The following is a 21,859-nucleotide window of genomic DNA, read 5'->3' as shown; positions in this document are numbered from 1 at the left end:
CGCGTCCTTAGGTCAGTCGTGCCGGGTGGGCAGGGGCGGCGCCGCGTTCGCGACCGCGGGAGGGTCGGGCTCTTCGGGGGCCTGCGGCCTGCGGGCCCCGTACGACACCTCGGGGGTGCCCTCGGAGCCGGGGGCGCGGCTGCGCAGGATCTGCACTTCGGTGAAGGGCCGGCGTTGGTCGGCGGCGATGTCCCAGACGATCCGGGCGACCCGGTCCGGGTCCATCATGGCGCCGAAGTCCAGGGCGAGCCCGGTGTGGAAGTCGGGTACGGCCAGCCCGCCGGGGTTGACCAGGGTGACGCGGTTCTCCGGGTGTGCCGCGAGCAGTTCGGGCACCAGGTTGCGCACGAACGTCGCCTGCGCGGCCTTCAACCCGCAGTACAGCGACTCCCGTTCGCGCCGCTTCCACGCGGACGAGGAAGCAACGGTGATCAGGTGGACGGGCCCTCCGGCGGCGGCGAGCAGGCGGCGGAGGAAGTTGACCGGGCCGGTGAAGAGCAGCCGGGTCAACTGCTCGACCTCGTCCTCGGTGGTATCCGCGAGGGTCTTCTTCAGGAACGCCCCGGCGACCCACAGCACGTAGCAGGGGGCCGGCACCTCGACATCGGTGTCCCGCACGCTGCGCGGATCGCACAGGTCCAGGTGCCGGGGCAGCAGGCCGTCGTCGGAGAGGCTCTCAGCGGTACGTCCGTAGACGACGGTGCGCAGTCCGCGGGCGTGTGCGGACAGGGCGAGCGCACGGCCCAGGCCGTGGGTGCCGCCGATGACCGCGGCGCCTCGGAAGCGCCCTGAGTCGGGTGGTGTGGCGGAGGTGGGTGGGCTCATGGGTGCTCCTGTGACCGGCGGTTGGGGGTGCGTACGGACAGGGAGCGCGTCGGAGGATTTTCTCTGTTCCGGGGAGGAGGCAAGGAGCTGGCCACTGCGGCAGGTGCCGGCCGGTGTACCGGGGTACGGCGTTCTGGTTGTGTCGCGGCTGACCTTCTCCTTGCCTCCACCTTCGGGCAGGGAACCGTCGCGCGGTGCTCCGGTGGCAGGCACGGCGTGCCGGGGGGGGCTCGCCGGGCGGGGGGAATCAGGGCGGTTGGGCGCGGGACGCGGAGGCACCGCGGAGCGCGTCCGTGACGGCGGTGAGGTCTCCGGGGCGGGCTCCGGCCCGCACCAGTGCGTCCCGCACGCTTCCGTGCCGCTGACGCAACTCGGTCAACCAGGTCCGCATGACCACGGCCGGGGTGTCGAGGTGGACCAGGTAGTCCTGGCGTGTCCAGCCGTGGGCCCGCCACTTGTCCGCGAAGCGGTCGACGAGCGGACACAACGCGGTGCCACTGGCCGCGTAGTCCGCGACGATGCACTCGTCGGGCACCCCGGCCAGGGCCAGGACCGCGGCCACCACCACTGCCGTACGGTCCTTGCCCAAGTGGCAGCAGATCAGGAACGGTTCGTCGGCGGCCTCGGCCAACGCACCGAACAGCGCGCGGACGGCTCCGGCGGCGCTGTTCAGGAGGATGGCGTGGTAGTAGCGCACGTAGTGTTCGGGGGTCGGCCGGGGGACGTGCACGAGATCGCGCGGGTATCCCGCGAGTGGGGTGCGGGACCATCGCACGCCGCGTGCGAGGAGTGCCGTCGGGTCGCCCGAGCGTTCCGTCTCGCGCGCCGAGCGGAGGTCGATGACGGTACGCAGGCCATGGTGATCGGTCAGTTCCGCCGCGAGGACCGGGGCCATGGTCGCGCCGGCTCCCGCGCGCCAGATGCGGCCCGCCGCGATCCCCACCGGTGCCACGGCGCGCAGGTTGACCGCATCGGAGGCCGGTCGGGGCGGGTGCGGCTCGGGAGGCGGCGGGCTCATCGGGCGGGCAGGGCGCCGAGCGGCCGGTGACGGACCGCGGTGCGGGTGGTGTCCATCAGGGGTGCCTTTCCCGGTGGGACGGCCGTTCGTGCCCGGGACGCCGGCCGTCGCGCTCGGCGGAGGAGGGGCACCGGCCGGCCGTGGAACAGCGGACGGTCAGGGGTAGAGGAAGCCACGGTTCGCGGGGCGGAACGCGCGCCGACGTCCGAAGGCGGGGCCGGTCGGCGGCGCGGCGGACGCTGCCGCGGGGCGTCTGAGCAGTTGGCCGGCCGCCACGTACGCCGCCAGCTTGTGCGCCCACGCCTCGTGACCGTCCTCCGCCGGATGCCGTCCTTTCCATCCGGTGCCGGATGCCCTGAGCACGTCGGCCATGGAACCGTCGGCGTCGCCGAACCGGTAGAAGCGGGTCCGGTCCACCATCTCCATCCCGGCGCTGTCGGCCAGCCCGCCCCGGCCGATGCTGTCGAAGGACCCCTCGATGGCGTCGAAGAAGAGGTACGGAATCCGGCACTGTTGCAAGAACGCCTGGAGGGAGAGGATCTGCGTGAGCAGGCGGGCCCCGCACTCGCGGTCGTGCCAGGCGAACTTGCGGTAGACGTCGGCCAGTTGCTGGACGTCCGGGTGCTGCTGCGGTTGATAGGGAATGACCTGTCGGAATGCGCCGTCCACGTAGAACTCCCGGCGCATGGCACCGGACCAGCCGACGATGACCAACAGCTGCCCTTCTTCGGCCGCTTCGCGATGACCGGCCAACCAGTCGATGGTCGTGCGGACGACCCGGTCGTTGGATCCGGAGATCACTGCGTCGTTCACCACGCGGTCGGCGTCCAGGAACTCCCCGATTCGCCCGGGCCAGGCGTTCTTCTCCCGGTAGCACCGTAGTTCCGGATCCGGGTCCCGATCGTCCACCAATTCGGCGCCGTACGTCATAGAGCAGCCATTTGCGTAAATCAACATATGATTTACCCCCATGTGCGCACCACGGAAGCAACGTCAAAGTGGGCAGGCTTCCGCCGCGGTGTGAAATTGAAGCAGCCCTCCTCCACGTTCGGCAACCTGTCGCATATCCGTCCCGCGAACTTCAGCCATGTGACGGAAGAGGAGCCTGAGGGGCGAGTTATCGCGATCAATTACCGTCACGCCAGGGCATTGACGATGCCCGTGCGAGCAAGGACCACACCAGCGGGTCCGGAAAATCCTTCGGCTCAAAATTGCCGAATGAAGGGGGGCTCGACGGGGGTAGGGAGACCCGCAGGTTTTCGCGCACTGTGCCCGCTCCGCCCGCTAGGCAAGGAAGCGCACATGACCGACGTGTTACTCATCTGGCCGCCCCACGTACCCAGTTACTTCAACGCCGGCCACCACAGTCCGCTGTACATGGTCGCCGGCCATCTGCGCCGCCTGCCGCAGACGGGCCGGGTGGACACCTGCGAGGCCGGCACCCTCAGCATGAACTGGAAGGGCGTCGGCGACCTGCTCTACCAGGGCCGCTACGACGTCATCGCGGTGATGAACGACTTCGACGCGGTGGACGGCCTGCCCCGGTTCGCCGAGTACGCGCGGGCCCTGTCCCCGCACAGCCGACTCATCACGTTCGGACGGCTCTCCAGCCTCAATCCCGGATTCTTCCGGCAGTTCGACCTGGACGCGGTCGTACAGTCCGGGGACTACGAATGCGGCGTCGCGCACTACGTCGCCGCGCTCGCGACAGCCCGCCCGGAAGACGCCGCCGCGACGGGATTTCCCGGTGTCGCGGTACGGCACGGCGATCGCTGGCTCGAACCCGACGGCCACGGAGATCGACTGGCCCCCGAAGAGTGGACCCTGCCCGATGTCTCCGAAATTCCTTACCAGGATTACGACCGGTTCTACTCCCGGGACGAACACAAATTCTGCGGCATCCCCTTCCGACGCGAACTGGTCGTGCCGGCGGCCCGCGGCTGCCCGGTCGGCTGCGAATTCTGCGAGGTCCCGGAAATCTTCGGCCTCCGCGAACGCCGGCTCCCCGTGGACACCGTGATCGACTACATCCGGGACAGCTACGCCCATCACCCCTTCGAATACGTCGCCTTCTACGCCCCCACGTTCACCCTGGATCGACGCTGGGTCCGTCAGCTGTGCGAACGGTTCATCGAAGGCCCGGTGTCACCGCAATGGAAATGTGCGACCACGGTCCACCACCTGAGCGAGGAAATGGTCGCCCTGATGGGGCGAGCCGGCTGCGTCCGCATTTCGGTGGGGCTGGAAACCCTGGAGGAAGAGGGCCAGGGCGTACTGCCCCGCAACAAGCGGATCGAAGCGGAGCGGTTCCGGGCACTCGCGCGCTGGTGCACCGGGTCCGGAATCGAACTCAACGCGTTCATCATCGTCGGGCTGCCGGGCACCTCCGTCCAGGGCGCCTCCCGCACCATCGAACTCGCGCGCTCGCTCGGCGCCCGCATCCGCCCGACCATGTACACCCCGTACCACTCGATGACGGGTGACATGACGACTCGTCAAGTAGCCCGCTACAACCGACAATTGATCACTGCCGGCCGGTCCGTCGACGCCGCGGACGACGATCGCGACACCGGCCGCCAGCGCGAGGCCGACGCCCGGTACGCCTTCCTCTTCGGGCCGGAGGACCGGCTCACCGACGTCCACGAACGCATTCCCAAACGGACCGCCCCTTGACCGGCCCGGAACCCCACACCCCCACCGGCACCCACACGGTGAGCCTGCACGACTTCCGCTTCCCGCTCGGGACCGAGACCCGCACCCTGACCTGGCAGCCCCGCGAACTGCGCCCCGGCGTCCTGAACCTCAAGAGCTGCGAACTCCAGCACCCCTGGAGCGACCGGCTGGTCAGTCGCGAACTGGCCGCGCTCTCCCTGGCCGAGACCCTCGCCTACCCCGTCCAGGACCACGTCCTTCGACAACTCGCCGCCTACCACGGGCTCGATCGGCCCCACATCCTGCTCACCGCCGGCTCCGACTACGGCATCGGCCTCGTCGTCGACGCCCTCGTCCGCCCGGTCGGCCGGCTGCTCCTCCAAGAACCCGCCTTCGAAGCCTGGCGCCACTACGCCCAACTGCGCCGCGTCCACGTGACGGGAGTCCCCGGCATCACCGGAGCACCGCCCACCGTCGACCCTGCGCCCCTCCTCGACCTGCTGCGGTCCACCCCGCGGCCCGCCGTGGCCGCCGTCACCAATCCGGGCAGCCCCAGCGGTCTGCGGTACCCACCGCCCGCGATGCGCCAACTCGCCGAGACCGCCCGGGAACACGGCCATCTGCTCGTGATCGACGAATGCTACGGGGACTTCGTCCACACCTCCCACGCACCGCTCGTCGCGGAGTTCTCCAACGTCGTCGTGGTGCACTCCTACTCCAAGACCTTCGCCCTGGCGGGACTGCGCATCGCCGCCCTGCTCGCCCACCCCGTCCTGCGCGAACACCTCGGCCGCTTCCGCCCCGAGAACGCGGTCGGCGCCCCGGCCGTCGCCCTGCTGGCGCGCCTGGTGCCGCAGGGCGAACGCTGGCGGGCGATCTGGCGGGACGTCCGCGCCATCCGGCACGGCTTCGTCGACCACGTCCTGGCCAGGCACCCGGACTGGCGCGTGCTCGAACCAGGCGCCAACTTCGCCACGTTCTGGTCGCCGGATCCGGACACCGCCGATGCCGCCCGCGACCACCTCGCGGCACACCGCATCCGCATCCGCTCCCTGTCCGACGTCCCCGGGCTGCGCGGCTGCTTCCGGGTGTCCCTGGCGGACCGGCCACAGATGCACCGCGTCGCCGAGCTCCTGGACGACGTCGCCGACCGCGCGACTCCCCCGACCACCGCCCCGCTCCCCGCGCGGGAAAGCCCCCCGCACGACACCCGGCCCGCGTGACGGCCGCACCCGCCGGCCGCCGTCCCTCGGCCGCCACCACGGCGACGAGGCCCGGCCGGGCGGTGTGCGCCCCACGGCGCGGACCGCCCGGCGGGCTCGGCCCGAGCGCCCCGATTTCCCGCACACCTGGAGGTGCCGCACCATGGCGCACATCCTCGGCCTGTCCTGCCGCAGCCACGATGCGGCGGTCGCCGCGGTCCGCGACGAGGAACTCGTCTTCGCCTCGCACTGCGAGCGGTACAGCCGACGCAAGAACGACCCCGCACTGGCCCCTGCGGCGCTGTCGGCGGCCCTCGCCCACCTGGATCGCGTCGACGACGTCGTGTACTACGAACGCCCCGTCCTCAAACGCACCCGGCAGCTGCGCTCCGGACAACTGAACCTCGCCGCCGACCCGATCGGACTGCGCGGGTACCTGCGGCGCTTTCCGCAACTGCGCCGAGCCCGGGTGCACATCGTCGACCACCACCGCTCGCACGCCGCCGGCGGCTACTACACCTCCGGTCTGGCCGAGGCCGCCGTGGTGGTCGTGGACGGCATCGGGGAGTGGAACACCGTCTCCCTCTGGCACGGGCGTGGCGACCGCCTCGATCGGGTGGCAACCGTCAACTACCCGCACAGCATCGGCCTGTTGTACTCCGCCTTCACCCAACGCACGGGCTTCAAGCCCAACGAGGAGGAGTACATCATGATGGGACTGGCGGCCTATGGGACGCCGGACCTCGCCGACCTGATCCGGAACGACTTCGTCGAACGCGATGACTGGCCGCACTTCCGCCTCACCCGCTCGGTGCACCGGGGTATCGCCGACTGGCGGCCCGAACTGACCGACCGGGCGACCCTCGCCGCCAGTGCCCAGGAAGTGACCGAACGGCTGCTGGACGGGCTGTTCGCCTGGGCCGCCAAGGAGACGGGCTCCCGCAACCTGGTCTACTCCGGTGGCGTCGCGCTCAACTGCGCCTACAACGCGCGACTCGCCCGCACCGGCCTCTTCGACACCATCTGGATCATGCCCAGTCCCGGCGACGCCGGCAGCTCGGCCGGTTCGGCGCTCGCCCATCTCGGCCGGCACGTCCGGTGGCCGGGCCCGTACCTCGGCCACGACATCGGACGGGAACCGGACCTGGAGGAGGTCCTCGCCGCACTCGTCCGGGGCGAGGTGGTCGCCGTCGCCCACGGTCGGGCCGAATTCGGCCCCCGCGCGCTCGGCAACCGCAGTCTGCTCGCCGACCCCCGGCCGCCCACGGCCAAACGCCGGGTGAACGCGATCAAACGCCGCGAGCCGTTCCGGCCGTTCGCCCCCGTGGTACTGGAAGAGCACGCGCACGCACACTTCGACCTGCCGGTACCGACCAGCCCCTACATGCAGTTCGTCGCGCGGGCCCACGACCCCGAGGCCCATCTGGCCGTCTGCCATGTCGACGGCACCAGCCGCGTGCAGACCGTGAACGCAGGGCAGAACCCCTTCCTCCACCGCCTGTTGCGGCGCTTCCACGAAGAGACCGGCTGCCCCATGCTGCTCAACACCAGCCTCAACATCAAGGGCGAACCCCTGGTCAACACCACCGAGGACGCCATCCGGTTCGGGAAGCTCCATGGCATCCGCGTCCTGTGAGGCGCCACCGGACCCGCCGCCCCGCCGGATCGTCGTACTCGGCAGTCCGGGCAGCGGCAAGACCACCTTCTGCCACCTCCTCGCCGCCGCGACCGGCCTCCCGCTCTACCACCTCGACGACCTCTACTGGTCCGCGGACTGGTCCCGACCCGGCGAAGCGGAGTGGACCCGCCTCATCGACGACCTGTGCGCCCTCCCCCGATGGATCGCCGACGGCAACTACGCCGGCAGCGCCGAACCACGCGTTGGAGCAGCCGAGTTGGTGGTGCTCCTCGACCGTCACCCGCTGCTGTGCGCGGCGGCACTGGTGCGCCGCTCGTGCCGCCTGCGCCGCACGGCGCCCGCTCCCCCGACCCACGACGCACCGCGGGCGGCACGCGACGGCGGACGCCGAAGCCGGCAGCCGACGATGACGAGCGCGCGGGAGTACGTGCCGCGCCGCCTGCGGAACACCGACGCGCCGCCCGTGCGCAGCGTCACCGCGCTGCTCCGCAAGGCACTGCTCTTCCGGCGCAGGGACCTGGTCGTCATCCACACCGCGCTGCTCCGCACCGGCGCTCCCGTACGCCGCTGCCGCACCCGGCGCCAGGCAGCGGCCCTGCTCGCCGCGTTCGCCCCGGCCCCACGATCGGCCACCGGCCGGGACCGCGCCCCCGTACCGCCGGCGAATCCACCGCCGAACGGCACCCTCGTCCCCTGCACCTGCCCGGCCGCCGCCACGGCGACGCCCCCCTGGAGAAGCATGTGAACACGCCACCCGCCCAGCCCCGGCACGACCGCCCGGAGCCCGCTCCCGGCCTCGCCGAGATCGCCGACATCGTCACCCCGTTCGCCGTACGGGCGGCGGCCACCCTCCGGCTCGCCGACCACATCGCCGCCGGTCACACCGAGCTTCCCGATCTGGCCGAGGCGGCCGGCGCCGAGCCGCGGGCCCTGTGCCGACTGCTGCGGTTCCTCACCTGCCGCGACATCTTCGCGGAGCCCGAACCCGGCACCTACGCACTGACCGGCCTGGCCGAGGAACTGCTCTGCGACCACCCGGCCAACCTCCGGCAGTGGCTGGACGCCGACGAGGTGGCCGGCAGACTCGACGCCACCTTCCCCCACCTGGTGGAAGCGGTCCGCTCCGGCACCTCCGTCTACGCGAAGGTCCACGGCGCTCCGTTCTGGGAGGACCTGGGGGCGTCCCCCGCCCGGACCGCCTCGTTCGACCGGCTGATGGCACAGGTTTCGCCCTCGACGAGCGGAATCGGCACCGCCTACGACTGGTCGGGCGTGCGGCACGTGGTCGATGTCGGCGGGGGCACCGGTGCCCTGCTCCGCGAGGTCCTCGAAGCCCACCCGCACCTGCGCGGCACCGTCGCGGACCAAGCCGGTTCGGTGGCCGAGGCTCGCCGTCACCTCGCCGCGCACGGCTTGGACGGCCGTGCGGACGCTGCGGCATGCGACATGTTCGCCGTTGTCCCGCCCGGCGGTGACGCCTATCTCCTCTCCCGCGTCCTGGCCGACTGGGACGACGAGAGGGCCGTGCGCATCCTGCACACCTGCGCCGCCGCCCTCACCGGCCAGGGCCGGGTGCTGGTGGCCGAACGCGTGCTCCCCCACCCACCGGCGCCCGACGCACCGGACGGCGGAGACCCGTCCGAGATCCGGCGGCTGACCTCGCACGATCTGCGGATGCTGGTCCTCTTGGGCGGCCGCAAGCGCAGCACAGCCGACTACGCGCACCTCGCCGAACGGGCCGGCCTGGACCTCCACGCCTCACACCGGCTTCCCGGCGGCGCCACCGTCATGGAGTTCCACCCCGCGACGCGCGACCAACGGGCCGCCGCAGGCACCGCCGAACCACCGCTCCACACGCCCTCCCCGGACTGACCTCGCTCGAATCCGCTACTTGGCCGGCTTGCCCGGCTGGTCGTGGGTCGAGCAGTGGATGCCGCCGCCGCCCGAGGCGATGGTGTCGATCTTCACCTGGACGATGTCGCGCTGCGGGAAGTGGTCCTGGAGGATGCCCTTCGCCCGGTCGTCGGCCTCGGCGTCGCCGAAGCGCGGCATGAACACTGCGCCGTTGGCGACGTAGAAGTTCGCGTAGGTGGAGACGAAGGCGTCGCCCCGGCCAGTGATCTTGTCGAGGTCCGGCTGGGGCAGGTCGACGACCTCCAGCGACTTGCCGCGGGCGTCCGTGGCGTCCTTGAGCACCGTCCGGGCCTGGTCGGCCGCGCGCGACCAGACGTCCGGAGGGCTGTCCGGGAAGGCGCGGTCCACGAGGACGACACCGGGCGCGGTGAACCGGGCGATGCTGTCGACGTGCGCGTCGGTGATGTCCTTGCCGCGCACTCCGGCCAGCCAGAGCACCTTCTCGATGCCGAGACTGCTCTTGATCTCGGCCTCGATCTGGTCGCGGCTCTTGCCGGGGTTGCGGTTCTTGTTGACCACCGAGCTCTCGGTGATCAACAACGTGCCCTCGCCGTCGGTCTCGAAGGAACCGCCCTCGGCGACCAGCGGGGCCTTGGTGCGCGGGACGTCGTACTTGTCCAGCAGGAGGCGGCCGACCTGGGCGTCGTTGCGGTGCTCCTGTTTGTTGCCCCAGCCGCTGAAGTTGAGGTCGACGCCCAGGAGGCGGCCGGAGTCCTCGACGAACAGCGGGACGGTGTCGCGCGCCCACAGGTCGTCCACCATGAGGGGGATCACCTCGACCTGGGACCCACAGGCCCGCTGGGCCGCGTCCTGCTGCTCGGGGCGGGCCATCAGCACCACCGGCTCGTACTCCGCGACGGCACGGGCCACGCGCGCGATGTCCTCCCGGACGGCCGGCAGTTGGTCGCCCCAGACCGACTCCAGGGCCGGCCAGGACATGAAGGTGCGGGTGTGGCTGTCCCACTCGGCGCCGAACCGTCGTCCCGACGCCTTCGAGGAGGGGGAGGCGGGGCCGCTGGGCGTCGCGCGCGGGCCGCAGGCCGCCGCGCCGAGGGCGACGGCGCCGATGCCGGCGAAGGAGCGCAGGACCTTGCGGCGGGACATGGGGGGAAAAGACACAGAGAACTCCGGCATTCAACGGGCGAGCGTGCATTCAGGGGGAATTCGGCCTGAATTTCGGCTGCTGCGGGTTAAGGGTATTCGACGGCCCTGGCGAATTCGGGCAGGTCTGGGGGCGCGGCTGCCTACGGGACGGGTTGGTGCATCGTGGAACAGTGAATTCCACCGCCGCCGCCCATGAGGCGGTCGACGTCCAGTTGGACCACCTCGCGGCCGGGAAACGCCTCGGCCAGCGTCCGGCGGGCCGCGGCGTCCGCCCTCACGTCGCCGAACTGCGCGGTGATCACCGCACCGTTGACGAGGTGGAAGTTGAGGTACGAGTCCACGAACGTCGAGCTGCGCGGGCGCACGCTGTCGGGCCCGTCCACGCGGATCACCTGGAGGCGACGCCCCCTGGCGTCGGTCGCGGCGGAGAGAATGGCGTACTGCTCGCGCGCGTCCCTGGCCCAGACGTCGTTCCGGTCGTCCGGCGGGACCTGCACGAGGACGACACCGGGGCGGACGAAGCGGGAGGTGACGTCGATGTGGTTGTCGGTGATGTCCCGGCCGCGCACCCCGGGAACCCAGATCATCTTCTCGGCGCCGTACGCCGCCAGGACCGCCCTTTCGATGTCGTCCCGGCTCATGCCGCGATTGCGGTTCTTGTTCACCAGGCTGCTTTCGGTCGCCAGCACCGTGCCGTCACCGTCGGTCTCGATCGAACCGCCCTCTCCGACGAATTCGGCCTCGCTGAAGGCGATTCCGTTGAATTCGGCGACGGACCAGGCCACTTCCGCGTCGTCGTGATGCGTCTGCTTGCGGCCCCATCCGTTGAAGTTGAGGCCGACGGCGTCGAGGTTGCCACGGCCGTCGCGCCGGAAGACGGCACAGGTGTCGCGCATCCAGAGGTCGTCCGTGGGGATCGAGTCGACGACGGTGACGCCGGGGCCGCAGGCGGCCGTCGCGTCCTCGGCGGTGACGTCGTCCGGCGCACACATGATCACGGGCTCGTACGCCGCCACCGTGCGGGCGACCAGGGCGATGTCCTGCTGGACGCCCGCCAGGTGGCGCCCCCAGACGGATCTCCGCGACGGCCACGACATCCAGGTCCGCGCGTGGGGAACGTCGTCGGCCGGCACGTGCCAGCCGTGCGCTCCGGCGTCACCGGCCTGGGCCCCGGGCGAGGGACGCGGCCCGAGAAGGGCGTCGAGCAGCCACTTGCCTACGGGGAGGTCGTTCATGGGGGGCTCCACATCGAATCCGTGAGTGCGGGCGATCGTTGGCCGCGGGTCCCGTGCGGACCGTGGGCGAAGCGGTCCCGTCGCCGCCGTCCAAGGACGAGCGCGTCGACGACGCGCACAGCGGGATCGGGTGCGGCCGCACCACCTACGCCCGGGATGCCGTGGTGGCGGGGCGTAGCGCGGGAGTCCGGGCGCGTCAGAGACCCGGTATCACCATGCCCCTAACTGTGACACTGACTGGATTTTCAGTCAACTCGCTCGCCAGGCGCGTCCCCGTTTCACGCCCACCCGGGAGTCAGCCCTGAGGGCTCCCGGCAAGCTCGCGCTCCAGCGCGGCGGCGACGTGCGCCCGTGCCTCGGCGGTGCTGAGCAAGCCGGCCAGCCAGCGTCCGCTCAGCCCCTCCACCAGGGAGGTCAGCCGGACCGCGACGGCCCGTGAGTCGACCGTCGGGGGAATGCTTCCGTCGTCCTGCCCGTCCTCGATCAGCTCCGCGACGTCGACGAGCCAGCGCTCGGTCAGCGACGCGAGCGTCGGTCGCAGTCCGTCCTCGAACGTCGCGGCGGCCCGCACCTCGCCCCAGACGGCGGAGTTCTCCCGCACGGTGGTGTCGTCCTGGAACTCCGCGGCCAGGAGGGAGAGCAGCAGCTCACGGATCGGGGTACCGCCGACCGCCGCGACGTCGGCATAGCTCTCGGCCCGGTCGTTGACGTAGTCGAGGGCGCTGGTGACCAGTCCGGCACGGTCGCGGAAGTGGTAGTAGATCAAGGTCTTGGAGACGCCCGCCTCGGCGGCGACGTCCTCCACGCGCAGCCCGCGGACCCCGCGCAGGGCTATCACTCGGCAGGTTGCTTCCAGCAGCTTGGCTCGTCGGGTAGTCACGTGCGTACAGTAACCACCGGCGTGCCCTGGGGCGGGCCCCGCGGCGGCGGACTCGCCCCGCCCCTACCGACGTCCCAGTCGTTCCAACTCCGCCTCCACGGCGTCCCGTACGAGCGCGCGGGCGTGCTCCAGGGGCAGGACGCCGCCGAGCCAACGCATGCTGAGCCCCTCCACCAGGGCCGTCAGCCGCTCGGCGGCGACGGTCAGGCCGGCGGCGGTGGCCAGCGGGCGCATCCGGCCGAGCAGTTCGGCGATCTCCTGGACCCAGATCAGCGTGGCCCTGGCCAAGTCCTCCCGCAGCTGGGGCTCGAAGATGGCGCTGGCGCGCAGCTCGCCCCACGCCGTGCTGTTCTCCCGCACCTCCTCGTCGTCCTGGAGCTCCAGGAGCAGGGCCTGTTCGAGTTCCTGCCGGGGGCTGAGGGCGGGGGCTTCCGGGGCGCGCTCGGTGGTGTAGCCGGCTGCGCGGTCGTTGATGAACTCCAAGGTCCGGCGCAGGATGCCGGCCCGGTCCTTGAAGTGGTAGTAGATGAGGGCGGTGGACACACCGGCCTCCGCCGCCAGCTCCTCGACCCGCAGTCCGCGCACCCCGCGCCGGGCGATGACCCGCGCGGCCGCCTCCATGATCGCTGTTTTACGGTCACTCACGGTTACCCACCTTAGTTCCACCGCCCCGTTCTTCGGTCCTGGAATCCAGATTGACTGAAACTTCAGTTAACATCAGCCGCGCGGCCGTCGATCCGGTCCCACACTCCCCGATCGGTCCTCGGCGGCTCACCTCCGCCGCTCCTTCCGAAAGAGCCACACCATGACGACCCACCGTCCCGGCGCGCTGCCCAGCCCCGCGGCCCTGGCCGCCGACGATCCGGAGGAGATCGGCGGGTACCGGCTGCACGCCCGGCTCGGCTCGGGCGGCATGGGGCACGTGTACCTGGCGTACACACCGGGCGGCCGGCCGGTGGCGCTCAAGGCGGTGCGGCCGGAACTCGCCGGCGACCCCGAATTCCGCCACCGCTTCGTCCAGGAGGTGGCCAACGCCCGGCGGATCCACGGCCTGTACACCGCGCAGGTCGTGGACGCCGGCGTCGACGCCGTGACGCCGTGGCTGGCGACGGCCTACGTGCCCGCCCCGTCCCTGCACGAGGTGCTCCGCCGGCACGGTCCGCTCCCGGTGCAGACCGTGCTCCTCCTCATGGCGGGCATCGCGGAGGCGCTGCAGTCGATCCACGACGCCGGCGTGGTCCACCGCGACCTCAAGCCGGCCAACGTGCTCGTCGCCGCCGACGGCCCCCGGGTCATCGACTTCGGCATCGCGCGGGCCGCCGACGCCGTCGCGCTCACCAGCGCCGGCCTGCGGATCGGCACGCCCTCCTTCATGGCCCCCGAGCAGGCCCTGGGGCGCGTCGCCACCGCCGCCACCGACGTCTTCGCGCTCGGCGCGCTGGCCGTGTACGCGGCGAGCGGCGCGCCGCCCTTCGGTGACTGCCCCGAATCCGTGGCCCTGTACCGGGCGGTCCACGAGCCGCCCGACCTCGCCCGCGTGCCGGTCGAACTGCACGACCTGCTGGGACGGTGCCTGGCGAAGGACCCCGCCGACCGCCCCACCACCAGCGCGGTGATCGAGGCCGTGCGGGCCCACCCCGCCCTGGGCGCCCAGGTGCGGTTCACCGAGGGGTGGCTGCCGACGGCCGTCCACACCGAGCTCGTGCGGCACGGCGAACCGTCCCCGCCGGCCCCGGCACCCCACGCGCAGCCCACCGTCACCGCCACCTCCCCGCCCCTGCCACCGGTCGAGGGGCCCAGCCCGTCGGCGCCGGCCCCGGCGCGGCGCGGGCGGCGCACCGTCCGTTGGGTCGTGCCGGCGGTGGTCGCCGCGCTGCTGCTCGGCGGCGGTGCGGTCTACTACTTCGACTACCCGCCCGAGGACACCGCGTCGTCCGCCGGATCCGAGGAGTCGCAGGGCGCGCCCGAGGACGCGTACGGCCCGGGATACGCCGGCGTGGAACTGACCTCCCCGGATTCGGGCTACGAGTTCGACCTCCACAACGGCAAGGTCGTTCCGGAGTCCAGCGTCGACTGGTACCTGTCACGTTCGGCCGCCGAGTTCGCGGTCCCCACGGACAGCGACGCCTTCGTCGCCCCCGGAGACAGCCTCACCCTCGGCGACTGCCTCGCCGGCATCGACACCGCCCCCGCGTCCTCCCTGAAGTTCGACGCGCTCGAAGACCAGCACCCCTTCTGCGTCCGCAGCCCCAACGGCCGCGAGGTCGCGATCGTGCGGCTGGTCGAGGTCGCCCCCGGAGGCGGTGAGGTGTCGGTCTCCCTCAGCCAGTACCGCAAGGACGGCTGAGCGCGCCGCGCCCCTCCCCCGCGAAACGGCGGTTGCCTGGCACGCGCCGTTTCGAATCGAGCAGATCCTTGACCGTCCTCTTGACTGAATTTTCAGTCAGTGTCACTCTTCACGCGGAACGACGCCGCTCACCTGCCACAGAAAGCGACGCAACGATGCACAGAGACGAACGCAGCGGACTGGTCACCCTCGACGGCGAACCCATGCACTCCGAACCCGCCGACACCGTCTTCCTGTCCAGGCTCCACCTCCTCTGAGGGGCCGGGTGCCGGGCCGGAGCCCACCCGTGGCGCCCGTGCGGCGACGGCCTCGGCACCGCCCTCCCGCGCACCACGTCGCCCACTCCGGCCCGCCCGGCGCCCTCTGGGCCCAACCTGCGCCCACATCCCTGTGACGTCCGCAGGATTCTTCGTCGAACTTCTTGACTGAATTTTCAGTACGGGGCAAGATTCCCGCACATCGAAGGTCCACCCCGCACTGGACCTCTCAACGCGCCCTGGATCATCGGCAGTCGCCTTGCTTCTGCCGTCCCGCCGTCCTGGCGCTCGCCGTCTCACACACCCCCGGCCCCCCTCCTCCCGTCCGGAAAATCCGGAGAAGAGAGTTCCCATGAGCTTCCGCATGCCCGCTGAGTGGACCGCACACGAGCGCTGCCTGATGGCCTGGCCCACCCGGCCCGACCTGTGGGGCAGCGTCCTGGACGCGGCCCAGCAGGAGTACGCCGACGTGGCGCGTGCCGTCGCCCGGTTCGAGCCGGTGACCATGGTCGCGCCGCCCGGCCACGGCGACGAGGCCCGTGCCCTGTGCGGTCCGGGGATCGAGGTGCTCGAACTGCCCCTGGACGACTCGTGGTTCAGGGACTCCGCACCGCTCTTCGTGCTCGGCCCCGACGGCCGACGGGCCGGCGTGGACTTCCGCTTCAACGCCTGGGGCGGCAAGCACCGACCGTTCGACGCCGACGACCGGATCAGCGGCCTGCTGCTCGACGTGCTCGGTGACCCGTCCGTGCGCTCCGAGATGGTCCTGGAGGGCGGCGCCATCACCGTGGACGGCGAGGGCACACTCATCACCACCGAGCAGTGCCTGCTCCACCCGAACCGCAACCCGGGGATGAGCCGGACGGAGATCGAGGCCGAGCTGAAGGCCCGGCTCGGCGTCAGCAAGGTCATCTGGCTGCCGTACGGCGGTCTGCTGGACACCGAGACCGACGGCCACGTGGACGGCGTCTGCGCCTTCGTCGCCCCCGGCAAGGTCGTGGTGCAGCTGCCCGACGACCCCACGCACCCGGACCACGCACGGATGCGGGCCAACCGCGCGGTGCTGGCGGCCGCCACGGACGCCCGCGGACGCCGCCTGGAGGTCGTCGAGCTTGCGCAGAGCGCGTTCGTCGAGGTCGCCGGTGCACAGGTGGAGGTCGGGTACCTCAACTTCTATCTGGCGAACGGGGGCGTCGTCGTCCCGGTCGCCGGCCTGCCGCAGGACGCCAAGGCGCTGGCCGTCATCGCCGCGGCCTGCCCCGATCGCACGGTGGTGGGCGTCCCGGCCCGGGTGATCGCCCACGGCGGGGGCGGCGTCCACTGCATCACCCAGCAGGTTCCCGCCGTGGCGCCCGGGGCCTGAGCGCACCGCGCCCGCGCCGGCCCCGGGCCGTCCGTCGCCCGGACGGCCCGCGGCGGCCACCCTCGCCCGACCCGCCGTGCAAGGAGAGGAACCGCATCGATGCCCGCACCTCCACCCCGCCCGAGGAGCCGCCCTCCCCGGTGGCGAGCCCTCGCAGCCGGGGCACTGTCCACCCTCCTCCTGACGTCCGCCTGCGCGGGGCCGCCTCGTACCGGCGCCTCCGGCACGCGCACCGACTTCCGACTGTCCGCGCGCACCCCGGCCGCCAAGGGGGAGATCGACTCCTTCAGTTGGGCCCTGTACGCGGAACCGTCCACGCTCGACTACGTCTCCGCCTTCGACTACCCGCAGAACATGATCCTCTCCAACGTCTGCGAGAGCCTGATGCGGTGGACGCCCGGGCTCACCATGGCCCCCGGCCTGGCCCGCAAGGCGACCCATCCCGACCCGTTGACCTGGGTCTACGACCTGCGGCCCGGCGTGCGCTTCCACGACGGCGGCGTGCTGAGCGCCGACGACGTGGTCTTCAGCCTCAACCGGCAGCGGGACCCGGCCAACGGGTCGGCATGGGCCTCGGTCTTCAAGAACGTGGCCGCCCTGACCAAGACCGGCCCGCTCCAGGTGACCGTGCGACTGGCCCGACCCGACTCGCAGTTCCCGCAGTACATGGCCACCGCCGCCGGAGTGGTGGCGAGCCGCTCCGGGATACGGGCGGCGGGCCGGGACTACGGCACCTCCGGCAGCCTGGACTGCACCGGCCCGTTCCGGCTCGGGACATGGGACAAGGGCCAGTCCGTCGAACTGCGCCGCTTCGACGGCTACTGGGGCCGACGGGCCAAGTCGGCGAAGGTGGTGTTCCGCTTCCTCCCCGACGCCTCCGCGCGGACCAAGGCGATGCTCGGCGGCGAGGTGGACGGCGGATACCTCATCCCCACCGAGAGCTACGCCGCACTGCGCTCCAGCGGTGTCGGCTCCCTCTCCTTCGGTGAGGGGCTGAGCACGGTCAACGTCAACGTGACGAACATGCACGGCCCGCTCGGCGACGTCCGGGTTCGTCGCGCGCTGTCCCTGGCGCTGGACCGACGCGGTTTCGTCACGACCGGTCTGAGCGGGGCCGGAGCGGCCACCGGCGCCCTCACCGCCAAGGCCGCCTGGGCCGCCGCCCCGGCACCGGTCAAAAGCGCCGCCTTCGACTCACTGCCGCCGACCGAACGGAACGTCGCCGCGGCCCGCAGGCTCGTCGAGGAGGCGGGCGCCACCGGCAAGACGGTCACCCTCGCCACCAGCTCCATCGGCCAGGACGTGTCCCTGCTGGCCACCGCGGTGCAGGCGGCCGGCACCCGGATCGGACTCGACGTCCGCCTGAAGACCATCGCCCCCAACGCCTTCTCGGCGCTGTTCACCGACCCCGAGGCGCGCAAGGGGATCGACATGTTCCCGGAGACGTACTACGACTCCATCACCGATCCGCTGGACCTGCTGAGCAACTTCCAGACCGGCGCCTACCAGAACTACGCCGGCTACCACGACCGGGCCTACGACGCCCTGGTCGACCAGGCCCGGGCGACCGACGACCCGGCCCGTCGCCTCGCCGTCGAGGCCCGGCTCCAGCGCAAGGCGGCCGAGCAGGTCCTGTGGATCCCCGTCGCCGAGTGGCCCACCGCCGTGTTCCTCAACAACCGGATCACGGGCGCACCCACCACCATCTGCTACCTCTACTACCCCTGGGCCGCCGACGTCGGGGCCGCGCGATGAACTTCGTGCGATTCGCCCTGCGACGCGTCGTGGAGATGGCCGCCACCCTGCTCGGCGCCTCCTTCGTGATCTTCGGCGCGATGTACCTGGCGCCCGGCAACCCCGCGAGTTTCCTGCTGTCGGGACGTTCCGCCTCGCCGGAGACCCTGCGCGCCCTCAACGCCCAGTACCACCTCGACGCCCCGTTCGCCGTCCGGTACGCCCGCTGGCTCGAACAGTTGCTGCACGGCGACTTCGGCCGCTCGATCACCTACCGCACCGACGTGTCCCGGCTCCTCGCGGACCGGTTGCCGGCCACCCTGCTGCTGGTCTTCATGGCGCTCGTCCTGGTGCTGGTCGGCGGGCTCGTACTGGGCCGGATCGGTGCGGTCCGCGGCGGCGCCGTGGACTCCACGATCCTCATCACCACCGCGCTCGCCGTGGGCACCCCCTCCTTCGTCGCCGCGGTCCTGCTCCAGGGGCTGTTCGCGCTGCGGCTGCACTGGTTCCCCGCCGGCGGAACCGGAGACGGCCTCGGGCAGTTGCTCTGGCACCTGACCCTGCCCGCGCTCGCCCTCGCGCTGTACCTGATCGGCATGCTGGCGCGCGTCACCCGCGGCGCCATGCTCGACGTCCTGGGCCAGGAACACGTCACCGTGGCGCTCAGCCGCGGGGTGCCGAAGCGCCGGGTCATCGGTCGCCACGTGTTCCGCAACGCGCTGGGCACGGTGCTCACCACCGGCGGCCTGATCGTCTCCACCCTGCTGGTGTGCACCGTCCTGGTCGAGTCCGCCTTCGGCGTCGGCGGCATCGGCCAGCTCCTCGAACTGTCCATCACCACCAAGGACTTCCCCACGGTGCAGGCCATCTCCCTGATCATGGTCGGGCTCTTCATGGCGGTGAACCTCGTGGTCGACCTCCTCCATCCGCTGGTCGACCCGCGCGTCACCTACGGCCCGGGGAGGTCGATCGGATGACCGCCGTCGTCCCCCTGCGCAGACCCGGTTTCGCCCGGATCCGCACCGCGGGCGCGCCGCTGTACCTGCTCTGCCTCGCGGCCGTCACCCTGCTCGTCCTGGCGGCGCTGCTCGCGCCCTGGCTCGTGCCGGCCGATCCCAACGCGGTCGACCTGGGCAACGCGCTCGCCGGCCCCTCGGTGGGCCACCCGTTCGGCATCGACGCATCCGGCCGCGACACCCTCTCCCGCCTGCTCGTCGGCGCCCGCACCTCACTGCTGGGCCCGCTCGGGGTGGTCGCCTTCTCCACGCTGACCGGTGTCGTCGTCGGCGCGCTGGCGGGATGGCGGGGCGGTTGGTTGGATTCGGTCCTCTCCCGCAGTACGGAACTCGTCTTCGCCTTCCCCGGGATGCTGCTCGCGATCCTGATCGTCTCCGTGTACGGCGAGGGGCTCCTGGCGCCCGTCCTCGCCCTCGCCGTCGCCTACCTCCCGTACGTCAGCAGGCTCACCCGGTCCCTGGTGCTCGCCGAGCGCGAACGCCCCTACGTCAGCGCCTCCTTGGTCCAGGGGCAGTCGGGCCTCCAGGTCTGCCTGCGACACGTCCTGCCGAACATCGCCCCCGTCGTCCTCGCCCAGTCCACCATCAACTTCGGCTACGCCCTCATCGACCTGGCCGGCCTGTCGTTCCTCGGTCTGGGCGTCCCGGCGCTCACTCCCGACTGGGGCCGGATGGTCTTCGACGGCCAGACCGCCGTCCAAGAGGGCTATCCCCTCTCGGCGATCCTGCCCTGCGCCGCGATCGTGTTGACCGTCGTCGCCTTCAACGTCGTCGGCGAACACTGGGCCGACCGGGTTGCCAGAAGGGACCGCTGATGAGCGCCCCCGTTTCCCCCGCCCTGCTCGACACCGCACCCGTCCTCGACATCAGGGGGCTGCGGCTGCGGCTGCCCCGCACCGCCCGGCCGGTCCTGGACGGTGTGGACCTGACCGTCTCCGCCGGCGAGACCGTCGCCCTGGTCGGCGAGTCCGGCTCCGGCAAGACCCTCACCTCGCGCAGCGTCCTGCGCCTGCTGCCACCGGGGGCCGTCGCGGAGGGCCGGATCACCGTCGCCGGCGCGGACGTGCTCACGCTGACGCCCCGGCAGCTCCGCACGCTGCGCGCCGGCACCGCGGCGATGATCTTCCAGGACCCCCGGGCCGCCATCAACCCGCTGCGCCGCATCGGCGACTTCCTCACCGAGAGCCTGCGCCTGAACACCAAGACGCCCACCGCCGCGGCCGAAGAACGCGCCGGCGCGATGCTCGAAGCCGTCGGCCTGCCGCCCGCACTGCTGCGGCGCTACCCGAGTCAGGTCTCCGGTGGCATGCTCCAACGCGTCATGATCGCGGCGGCGTTGATGGGGGAACCCGCCCTGCTCCTGGCCGACGAGGCCACCACCGCCCTCGACGTCATCAGCCAGGCGGAGATCGTCGCCCTGCTCGCGGACCTGCGCACCCGGTTCGGCACCGGGCTGCTCTTCGTCACCCATGACCTCGGCCTGGCGGCGGCCCTCAGCGACCGGGTGTGCGTCATGTACGCCGGCCGGATCGTCGAATCGGCCCCCGCCGGGGCCCTGTTCGCCCGGCCACGGCATCCGTACACGGCCGCGCTGCTCGCCGCCACCCCACGGCTCGACGCACCGCAGGGTCGGCTCGACGCCATCGAGGGCCAACCCCCGGATCTGCGTACGGAGTTGACCGGCTGCCCGTTCGCGCCGCGTTGCGCGTCCGCGACCGACGTGTGCTTCGAACGCACACCCGCCGCGGACGCGGTGCCCGGCGCCCCCGCCCACCTCGTCTCCTGCCACCACGGCGACCGGCTCGAAGGGAGCACCGGCCATGCCTGAGCCCGCCCTGGTCGTCACCGGACTGTCCCGCTCCTACGGCACCGTCCGCGCGGTGGACGACGTGACGTTCGCCCTCCCCTCCGGCGGGTCGCTCGGCATCGTCGGCGCGTCCGGCTCGGGCAAGACGACCACCGCCAGGATCGTCGTCGGCCTGGAATCCGCGGACGCCGGCGAGGTCGTGGTGCGCGGCCGGCGGCGCGGCGACCGGGCCCGCGGACGGGCCGCCCGACTGGCGCGCGCCCGCGAGGTGCAGATGGTCTTCCAGGACCCCTACCTCTCCCTCGATCCGAGGGTCAGCGTCGACGCGCTGTTGCGGGAGACCCTGCGGCTCCACTTCCCCCGGGTCGACCGCTCCCGCCGCACGGCGGAACTCCTCGACCAGGTGGGACTCGGCACCCGGGCCGCGGGGGCACTGCCCCGGCAGCTCTCGGGCGGCCAGCGCCAACGGGTCGCCATCGCACGGGCGTTGGCGGTGGAGCCAGCCGTCCTCGTCCTGGACGAGGCCGTCGCCGCACTCGACGTCTCGGTGCAGGCACAGATCCTCAACCTGCTCGCCGACATCCGCGCGCAGACCGGCATCAGTTACCTGTTCATCACCCATGACCTCGGGGTGGTGCGCTGCGTCACGGACGACGTCGTCGTCATGCGCCAAGGACGCATCGTCGAATCCGGCGGTACGACGCAGGTCCTCGACTCCCCCCAACACCCCTATACCCAACTGCTGTTGGACTCCGTCCCCCGCCCCGGGTGGGATCCCCGGGCCATCGCCACGGCCCGACGGACCCCGTAGCCGCACCGGCCCCGGAACGGATCCGTACACCACTGGTCCACCCGACCGATCGGAG

Annotated in this window: 18 protein-coding genes and 1 pseudogene; 12 read left to right on the top strand and 7 right to left on the bottom strand. The window is 71.8% G+C overall.

All coding sequences use genetic code 11. From position 1 onward, the window contains the following. Window positions 1-12: 12 nt before the first annotated feature. The 3 genes from ACJ6WD_RS33960 to ACJ6WD_RS33950 form a co-directional block, all read right to left on the bottom strand. Window positions 13-825, bottom strand: coding sequence for an SDR family NAD(P)-dependent oxidoreductase (locus ACJ6WD_RS33960; RefSeq protein ID WP_407617166.1), 813 nt, complete (start codon window positions 823-825; stop codon window positions 13-15). Between the two features lie 247 nt (window positions 826-1,072). Further along, the gene (locus tag ACJ6WD_RS33955; RefSeq protein ID WP_407617165.1) at window positions 1,073-1,777 is read right to left on the bottom strand and encodes a tyrosine-protein phosphatase; all 705 of its coding nucleotides are present in this window, start codon (window positions 1,775-1,777) and stop codon (window positions 1,073-1,075) included. A gap of 222 nt (window positions 1,778-1,999) precedes the next feature. Continuing rightward, window positions 2,000-2,773: a DUF6071 family protein gene (locus tag ACJ6WD_RS33950; RefSeq protein ID WP_376439345.1), complete on the bottom strand. Its 774-nt coding sequence runs from the start codon at window positions 2,771-2,773 to the stop codon at window positions 2,000-2,002. A 372-nt stretch (window positions 2,774-3,145) separates the two neighbouring features. Here ACJ6WD_RS33950 and ACJ6WD_RS33945 point away from each other — a divergent pair, with 372 nt between their 5' ends. The 5 genes from ACJ6WD_RS33945 to ACJ6WD_RS33925 all read left to right on the top strand — a co-directional run bounded on the left by ACJ6WD_RS33945 (window position 3,146) and on the right by ACJ6WD_RS33925 (window position 9,208). After that, on the top strand, window positions 3,146-4,516 hold the full coding sequence (locus ACJ6WD_RS33945; protein WP_407617164.1) for a B12-binding domain-containing radical SAM protein: 1,371 nt from the start codon (window positions 3,146-3,148) through the stop codon (window positions 4,514-4,516). Continuing rightward, window positions 4,513-5,718: an aminotransferase class I/II-fold pyridoxal phosphate-dependent enzyme gene (locus tag ACJ6WD_RS33940; RefSeq protein ID WP_407617163.1), complete on the top strand. Its 1,206-nt coding sequence runs from the start codon at window positions 4,513-4,515 to the stop codon at window positions 5,716-5,718. Before ACJ6WD_RS33945 ends, ACJ6WD_RS33940 begins: the two co-directional genes overlap by 4 nt. 142 nt (window positions 5,719-5,860) lie before the next feature. After that, window positions 5,861-7,333: a carbamoyltransferase C-terminal domain-containing protein gene (locus ACJ6WD_RS33935; protein ID WP_233661377.1), complete on the top strand. Its 1,473-nt coding sequence runs from the start codon at window positions 5,861-5,863 to the stop codon at window positions 7,331-7,333. Next, window positions 7,314-8,081: a hypothetical protein gene (locus ACJ6WD_RS33930; protein ID WP_407617162.1), complete on the top strand. Its 768-nt coding sequence runs from the start codon at window positions 7,314-7,316 to the stop codon at window positions 8,079-8,081. Before ACJ6WD_RS33935 ends, ACJ6WD_RS33930 begins: the two co-directional genes overlap by 20 nt. Next, complete coding sequence (locus ACJ6WD_RS33925; RefSeq protein ID WP_331248938.1) at window positions 8,078-9,208, top strand: methyltransferase; 1,131 nt, start codon at window positions 8,078-8,080, stop codon at window positions 9,206-9,208. The genes ACJ6WD_RS33930 and ACJ6WD_RS33925 overlap by 4 nt, the downstream gene beginning before the upstream one ends. A 15-nt stretch (window positions 9,209-9,223) precedes the next feature. Here the strand turns inward: ACJ6WD_RS33925 and ACJ6WD_RS33920 are convergent, their stop codons facing one another. The 4 genes from ACJ6WD_RS33920 to ACJ6WD_RS33905 form a co-directional block, all read right to left on the bottom strand. Beyond that, on the bottom strand, window positions 9,224-10,354 hold the full coding sequence (locus ACJ6WD_RS33920) for an agmatine deiminase family protein (RefSeq protein WP_233661380.1): 1,131 nt from the start codon (window positions 10,352-10,354) through the stop codon (window positions 9,224-9,226). A 140-nt stretch (window positions 10,355-10,494) separates the two neighbouring features. Then, window positions 10,495-11,589 carry an agmatine/peptidylarginine deiminase gene (locus ACJ6WD_RS33915; protein WP_233661381.1) on the bottom strand — a complete coding sequence of 365 codons (1,095 nt, stop codon included), beginning with the start codon at window positions 11,587-11,589 and terminating at the stop codon, window positions 10,495-10,497. A 295-nt stretch (window positions 11,590-11,884) separates the two neighbouring features. After that, window positions 11,885-12,469, bottom strand: a complete 585-nt coding sequence (locus ACJ6WD_RS33910) for a TetR/AcrR family transcriptional regulator (protein WP_055583263.1) — start codon at window positions 12,467-12,469, stop codon at window positions 11,885-11,887. A gap of 63 nt (window positions 12,470-12,532) precedes the next feature. After that, window positions 12,533-13,090: a TetR/AcrR family transcriptional regulator gene (locus ACJ6WD_RS33905; protein ID WP_407617185.1), complete on the bottom strand. Its 558-nt coding sequence runs from the start codon at window positions 13,088-13,090 to the stop codon at window positions 12,533-12,535. A 151-nt stretch (window positions 13,091-13,241) separates the two neighbouring features. On the opposite strand from ACJ6WD_RS33905, the pseudogene ACJ6WD_RS33900 reads away from it, so the two are divergent. From ACJ6WD_RS33900 to ACJ6WD_RS33870, 7 genes and pseudogenes are all read left to right on the top strand, one after another. After that, window positions 13,242-14,816 (top strand): annotated as a pseudogene (locus ACJ6WD_RS33900) (serine/threonine-protein kinase); the annotation flags it as partial. A gap of 609 nt (window positions 14,817-15,425) precedes the next feature. Then, window positions 15,426-16,436 carry an agmatine deiminase family protein gene (locus ACJ6WD_RS33895; protein ID WP_331248937.1) on the top strand — a complete coding sequence of 337 codons (1,011 nt, stop codon included), beginning with the start codon at window positions 15,426-15,428 and terminating at the stop codon, window positions 16,434-16,436. Between the two features lie 99 nt (window positions 16,437-16,535). Further along, the gene (locus tag ACJ6WD_RS33890; protein ID WP_407617161.1) at window positions 16,536-18,191 is read left to right on the top strand and encodes an ABC transporter substrate-binding protein; all 1,656 of its coding nucleotides are present in this window, start codon (window positions 16,536-16,538) and stop codon (window positions 18,189-18,191) included. Beyond that, a complete protein-coding gene (locus ACJ6WD_RS33885) occupies window positions 18,188-19,147 on the top strand; it encodes an ABC transporter permease (RefSeq protein WP_233661386.1) in 960 nt (319 codons plus the stop codon). Before ACJ6WD_RS33890 ends, ACJ6WD_RS33885 begins: the two co-directional genes overlap by 4 nt. Next, window positions 19,144-20,001 (top strand): ABC transporter permease, encoded by an 858-nt coding sequence (locus ACJ6WD_RS33880; protein WP_407617160.1) that lies wholly within the window; start codon window positions 19,144-19,146, stop codon window positions 19,999-20,001. Before ACJ6WD_RS33885 ends, ACJ6WD_RS33880 begins: the two co-directional genes overlap by 4 nt. Further along, window positions 20,001-21,014: an ABC transporter ATP-binding protein gene (locus ACJ6WD_RS33875; protein WP_331248934.1), complete on the top strand. Its 1,014-nt coding sequence runs from the start codon at window positions 20,001-20,003 to the stop codon at window positions 21,012-21,014. Before ACJ6WD_RS33880 ends, ACJ6WD_RS33875 begins: the two co-directional genes overlap by 1 nt. Continuing rightward, on the top strand, window positions 21,007-21,804 hold the full coding sequence (locus ACJ6WD_RS33870; protein WP_233661389.1) for an ABC transporter ATP-binding protein: 798 nt from the start codon (window positions 21,007-21,009) through the stop codon (window positions 21,802-21,804). The genes ACJ6WD_RS33875 and ACJ6WD_RS33870 overlap by 8 nt, the downstream gene beginning before the upstream one ends. Window positions 21,805-21,859: the final 55 nt, after the last annotated feature.

Origin of the sequence: Streptomyces sp. VTCC 41912 (assembly GCF_045799175.1) — a bacterium.
Classification (GTDB): domain Bacteria; phylum Actinomycetota; class Actinomycetes; order Streptomycetales; family Streptomycetaceae; genus Streptomyces; species Streptomyces albulus_C.
The sequence above is the reverse complement of the archived record's forward strand: the minus strand, read 5'-3'. Positions and strand labels throughout refer to the sequence as shown.

Bases quoted from the DNA above. Each gene is read 5' to 3' on its own strand.
- ACJ6WD_RS33960 (WP_407617166.1), bottom strand. From the start codon at position 825: ATGAGCCCACCCACCTCCGCCACACCACCCGACTCAGGGCGCTTCCGA.
- ACJ6WD_RS33930 (WP_407617162.1), top strand. From the start codon at position 7,314: ATGGCATCCGCGTCCTGTGAGGCGCCACCGGACCCGCCGCCCCGCCGG.
- ACJ6WD_RS33950 (WP_376439345.1), bottom strand. From the start codon at position 2,773: ATGACGTACGGCGCCGAATTGGTGGACGATCGGGACCCGGATCCGGAA.
- ACJ6WD_RS33935 (WP_233661377.1), top strand. From the start codon at position 5,861: ATGGCGCACATCCTCGGCCTGTCCTGCCGCAGCCACGATGCGGCGGTC.
- ACJ6WD_RS33880 (WP_407617160.1), top strand. From the start codon at position 19,144: ATGACCGCCGTCGTCCCCCTGCGCAGACCCGGTTTCGCCCGGATCCGC.
- ACJ6WD_RS33890 (WP_407617161.1), top strand. From the start codon at position 16,536: ATGCCCGCACCTCCACCCCGCCCGAGGAGCCGCCCTCCCCGGTGGCGA.
- ACJ6WD_RS33915 (WP_233661381.1), bottom strand. From the start codon at position 11,589: ATGAACGACCTCCCCGTAGGCAAGTGGCTGCTCGACGCCCTTCTCGGG.
- ACJ6WD_RS33870 (WP_233661389.1), top strand. From the start codon at position 21,007: ATGCCTGAGCCCGCCCTGGTCGTCACCGGACTGTCCCGCTCCTACGGC.
- ACJ6WD_RS33905 (WP_407617185.1), bottom strand. From the start codon at position 13,090: ATGGAGGCGGCCGCGCGGGTCATCGCCCGGCGCGGGGTGCGCGGACTG.
- ACJ6WD_RS33875 (WP_331248934.1), top strand. From the start codon at position 20,001: ATGAGCGCCCCCGTTTCCCCCGCCCTGCTCGACACCGCACCCGTCCTC.
- ACJ6WD_RS33945 (WP_407617164.1), top strand. From the start codon at position 3,146: ATGACCGACGTGTTACTCATCTGGCCGCCCCACGTACCCAGTTACTTC.
- ACJ6WD_RS33920 (WP_233661380.1), bottom strand. From the start codon at position 10,354: ATGTCCCGCCGCAAGGTCCTGCGCTCCTTCGCCGGCATCGGCGCCGTC.
- ACJ6WD_RS33885 (WP_233661386.1), top strand. From the start codon at position 18,188: ATGAACTTCGTGCGATTCGCCCTGCGACGCGTCGTGGAGATGGCCGCC.
- ACJ6WD_RS33895 (WP_331248937.1), top strand. From the start codon at position 15,426: ATGAGCTTCCGCATGCCCGCTGAGTGGACCGCACACGAGCGCTGCCTG.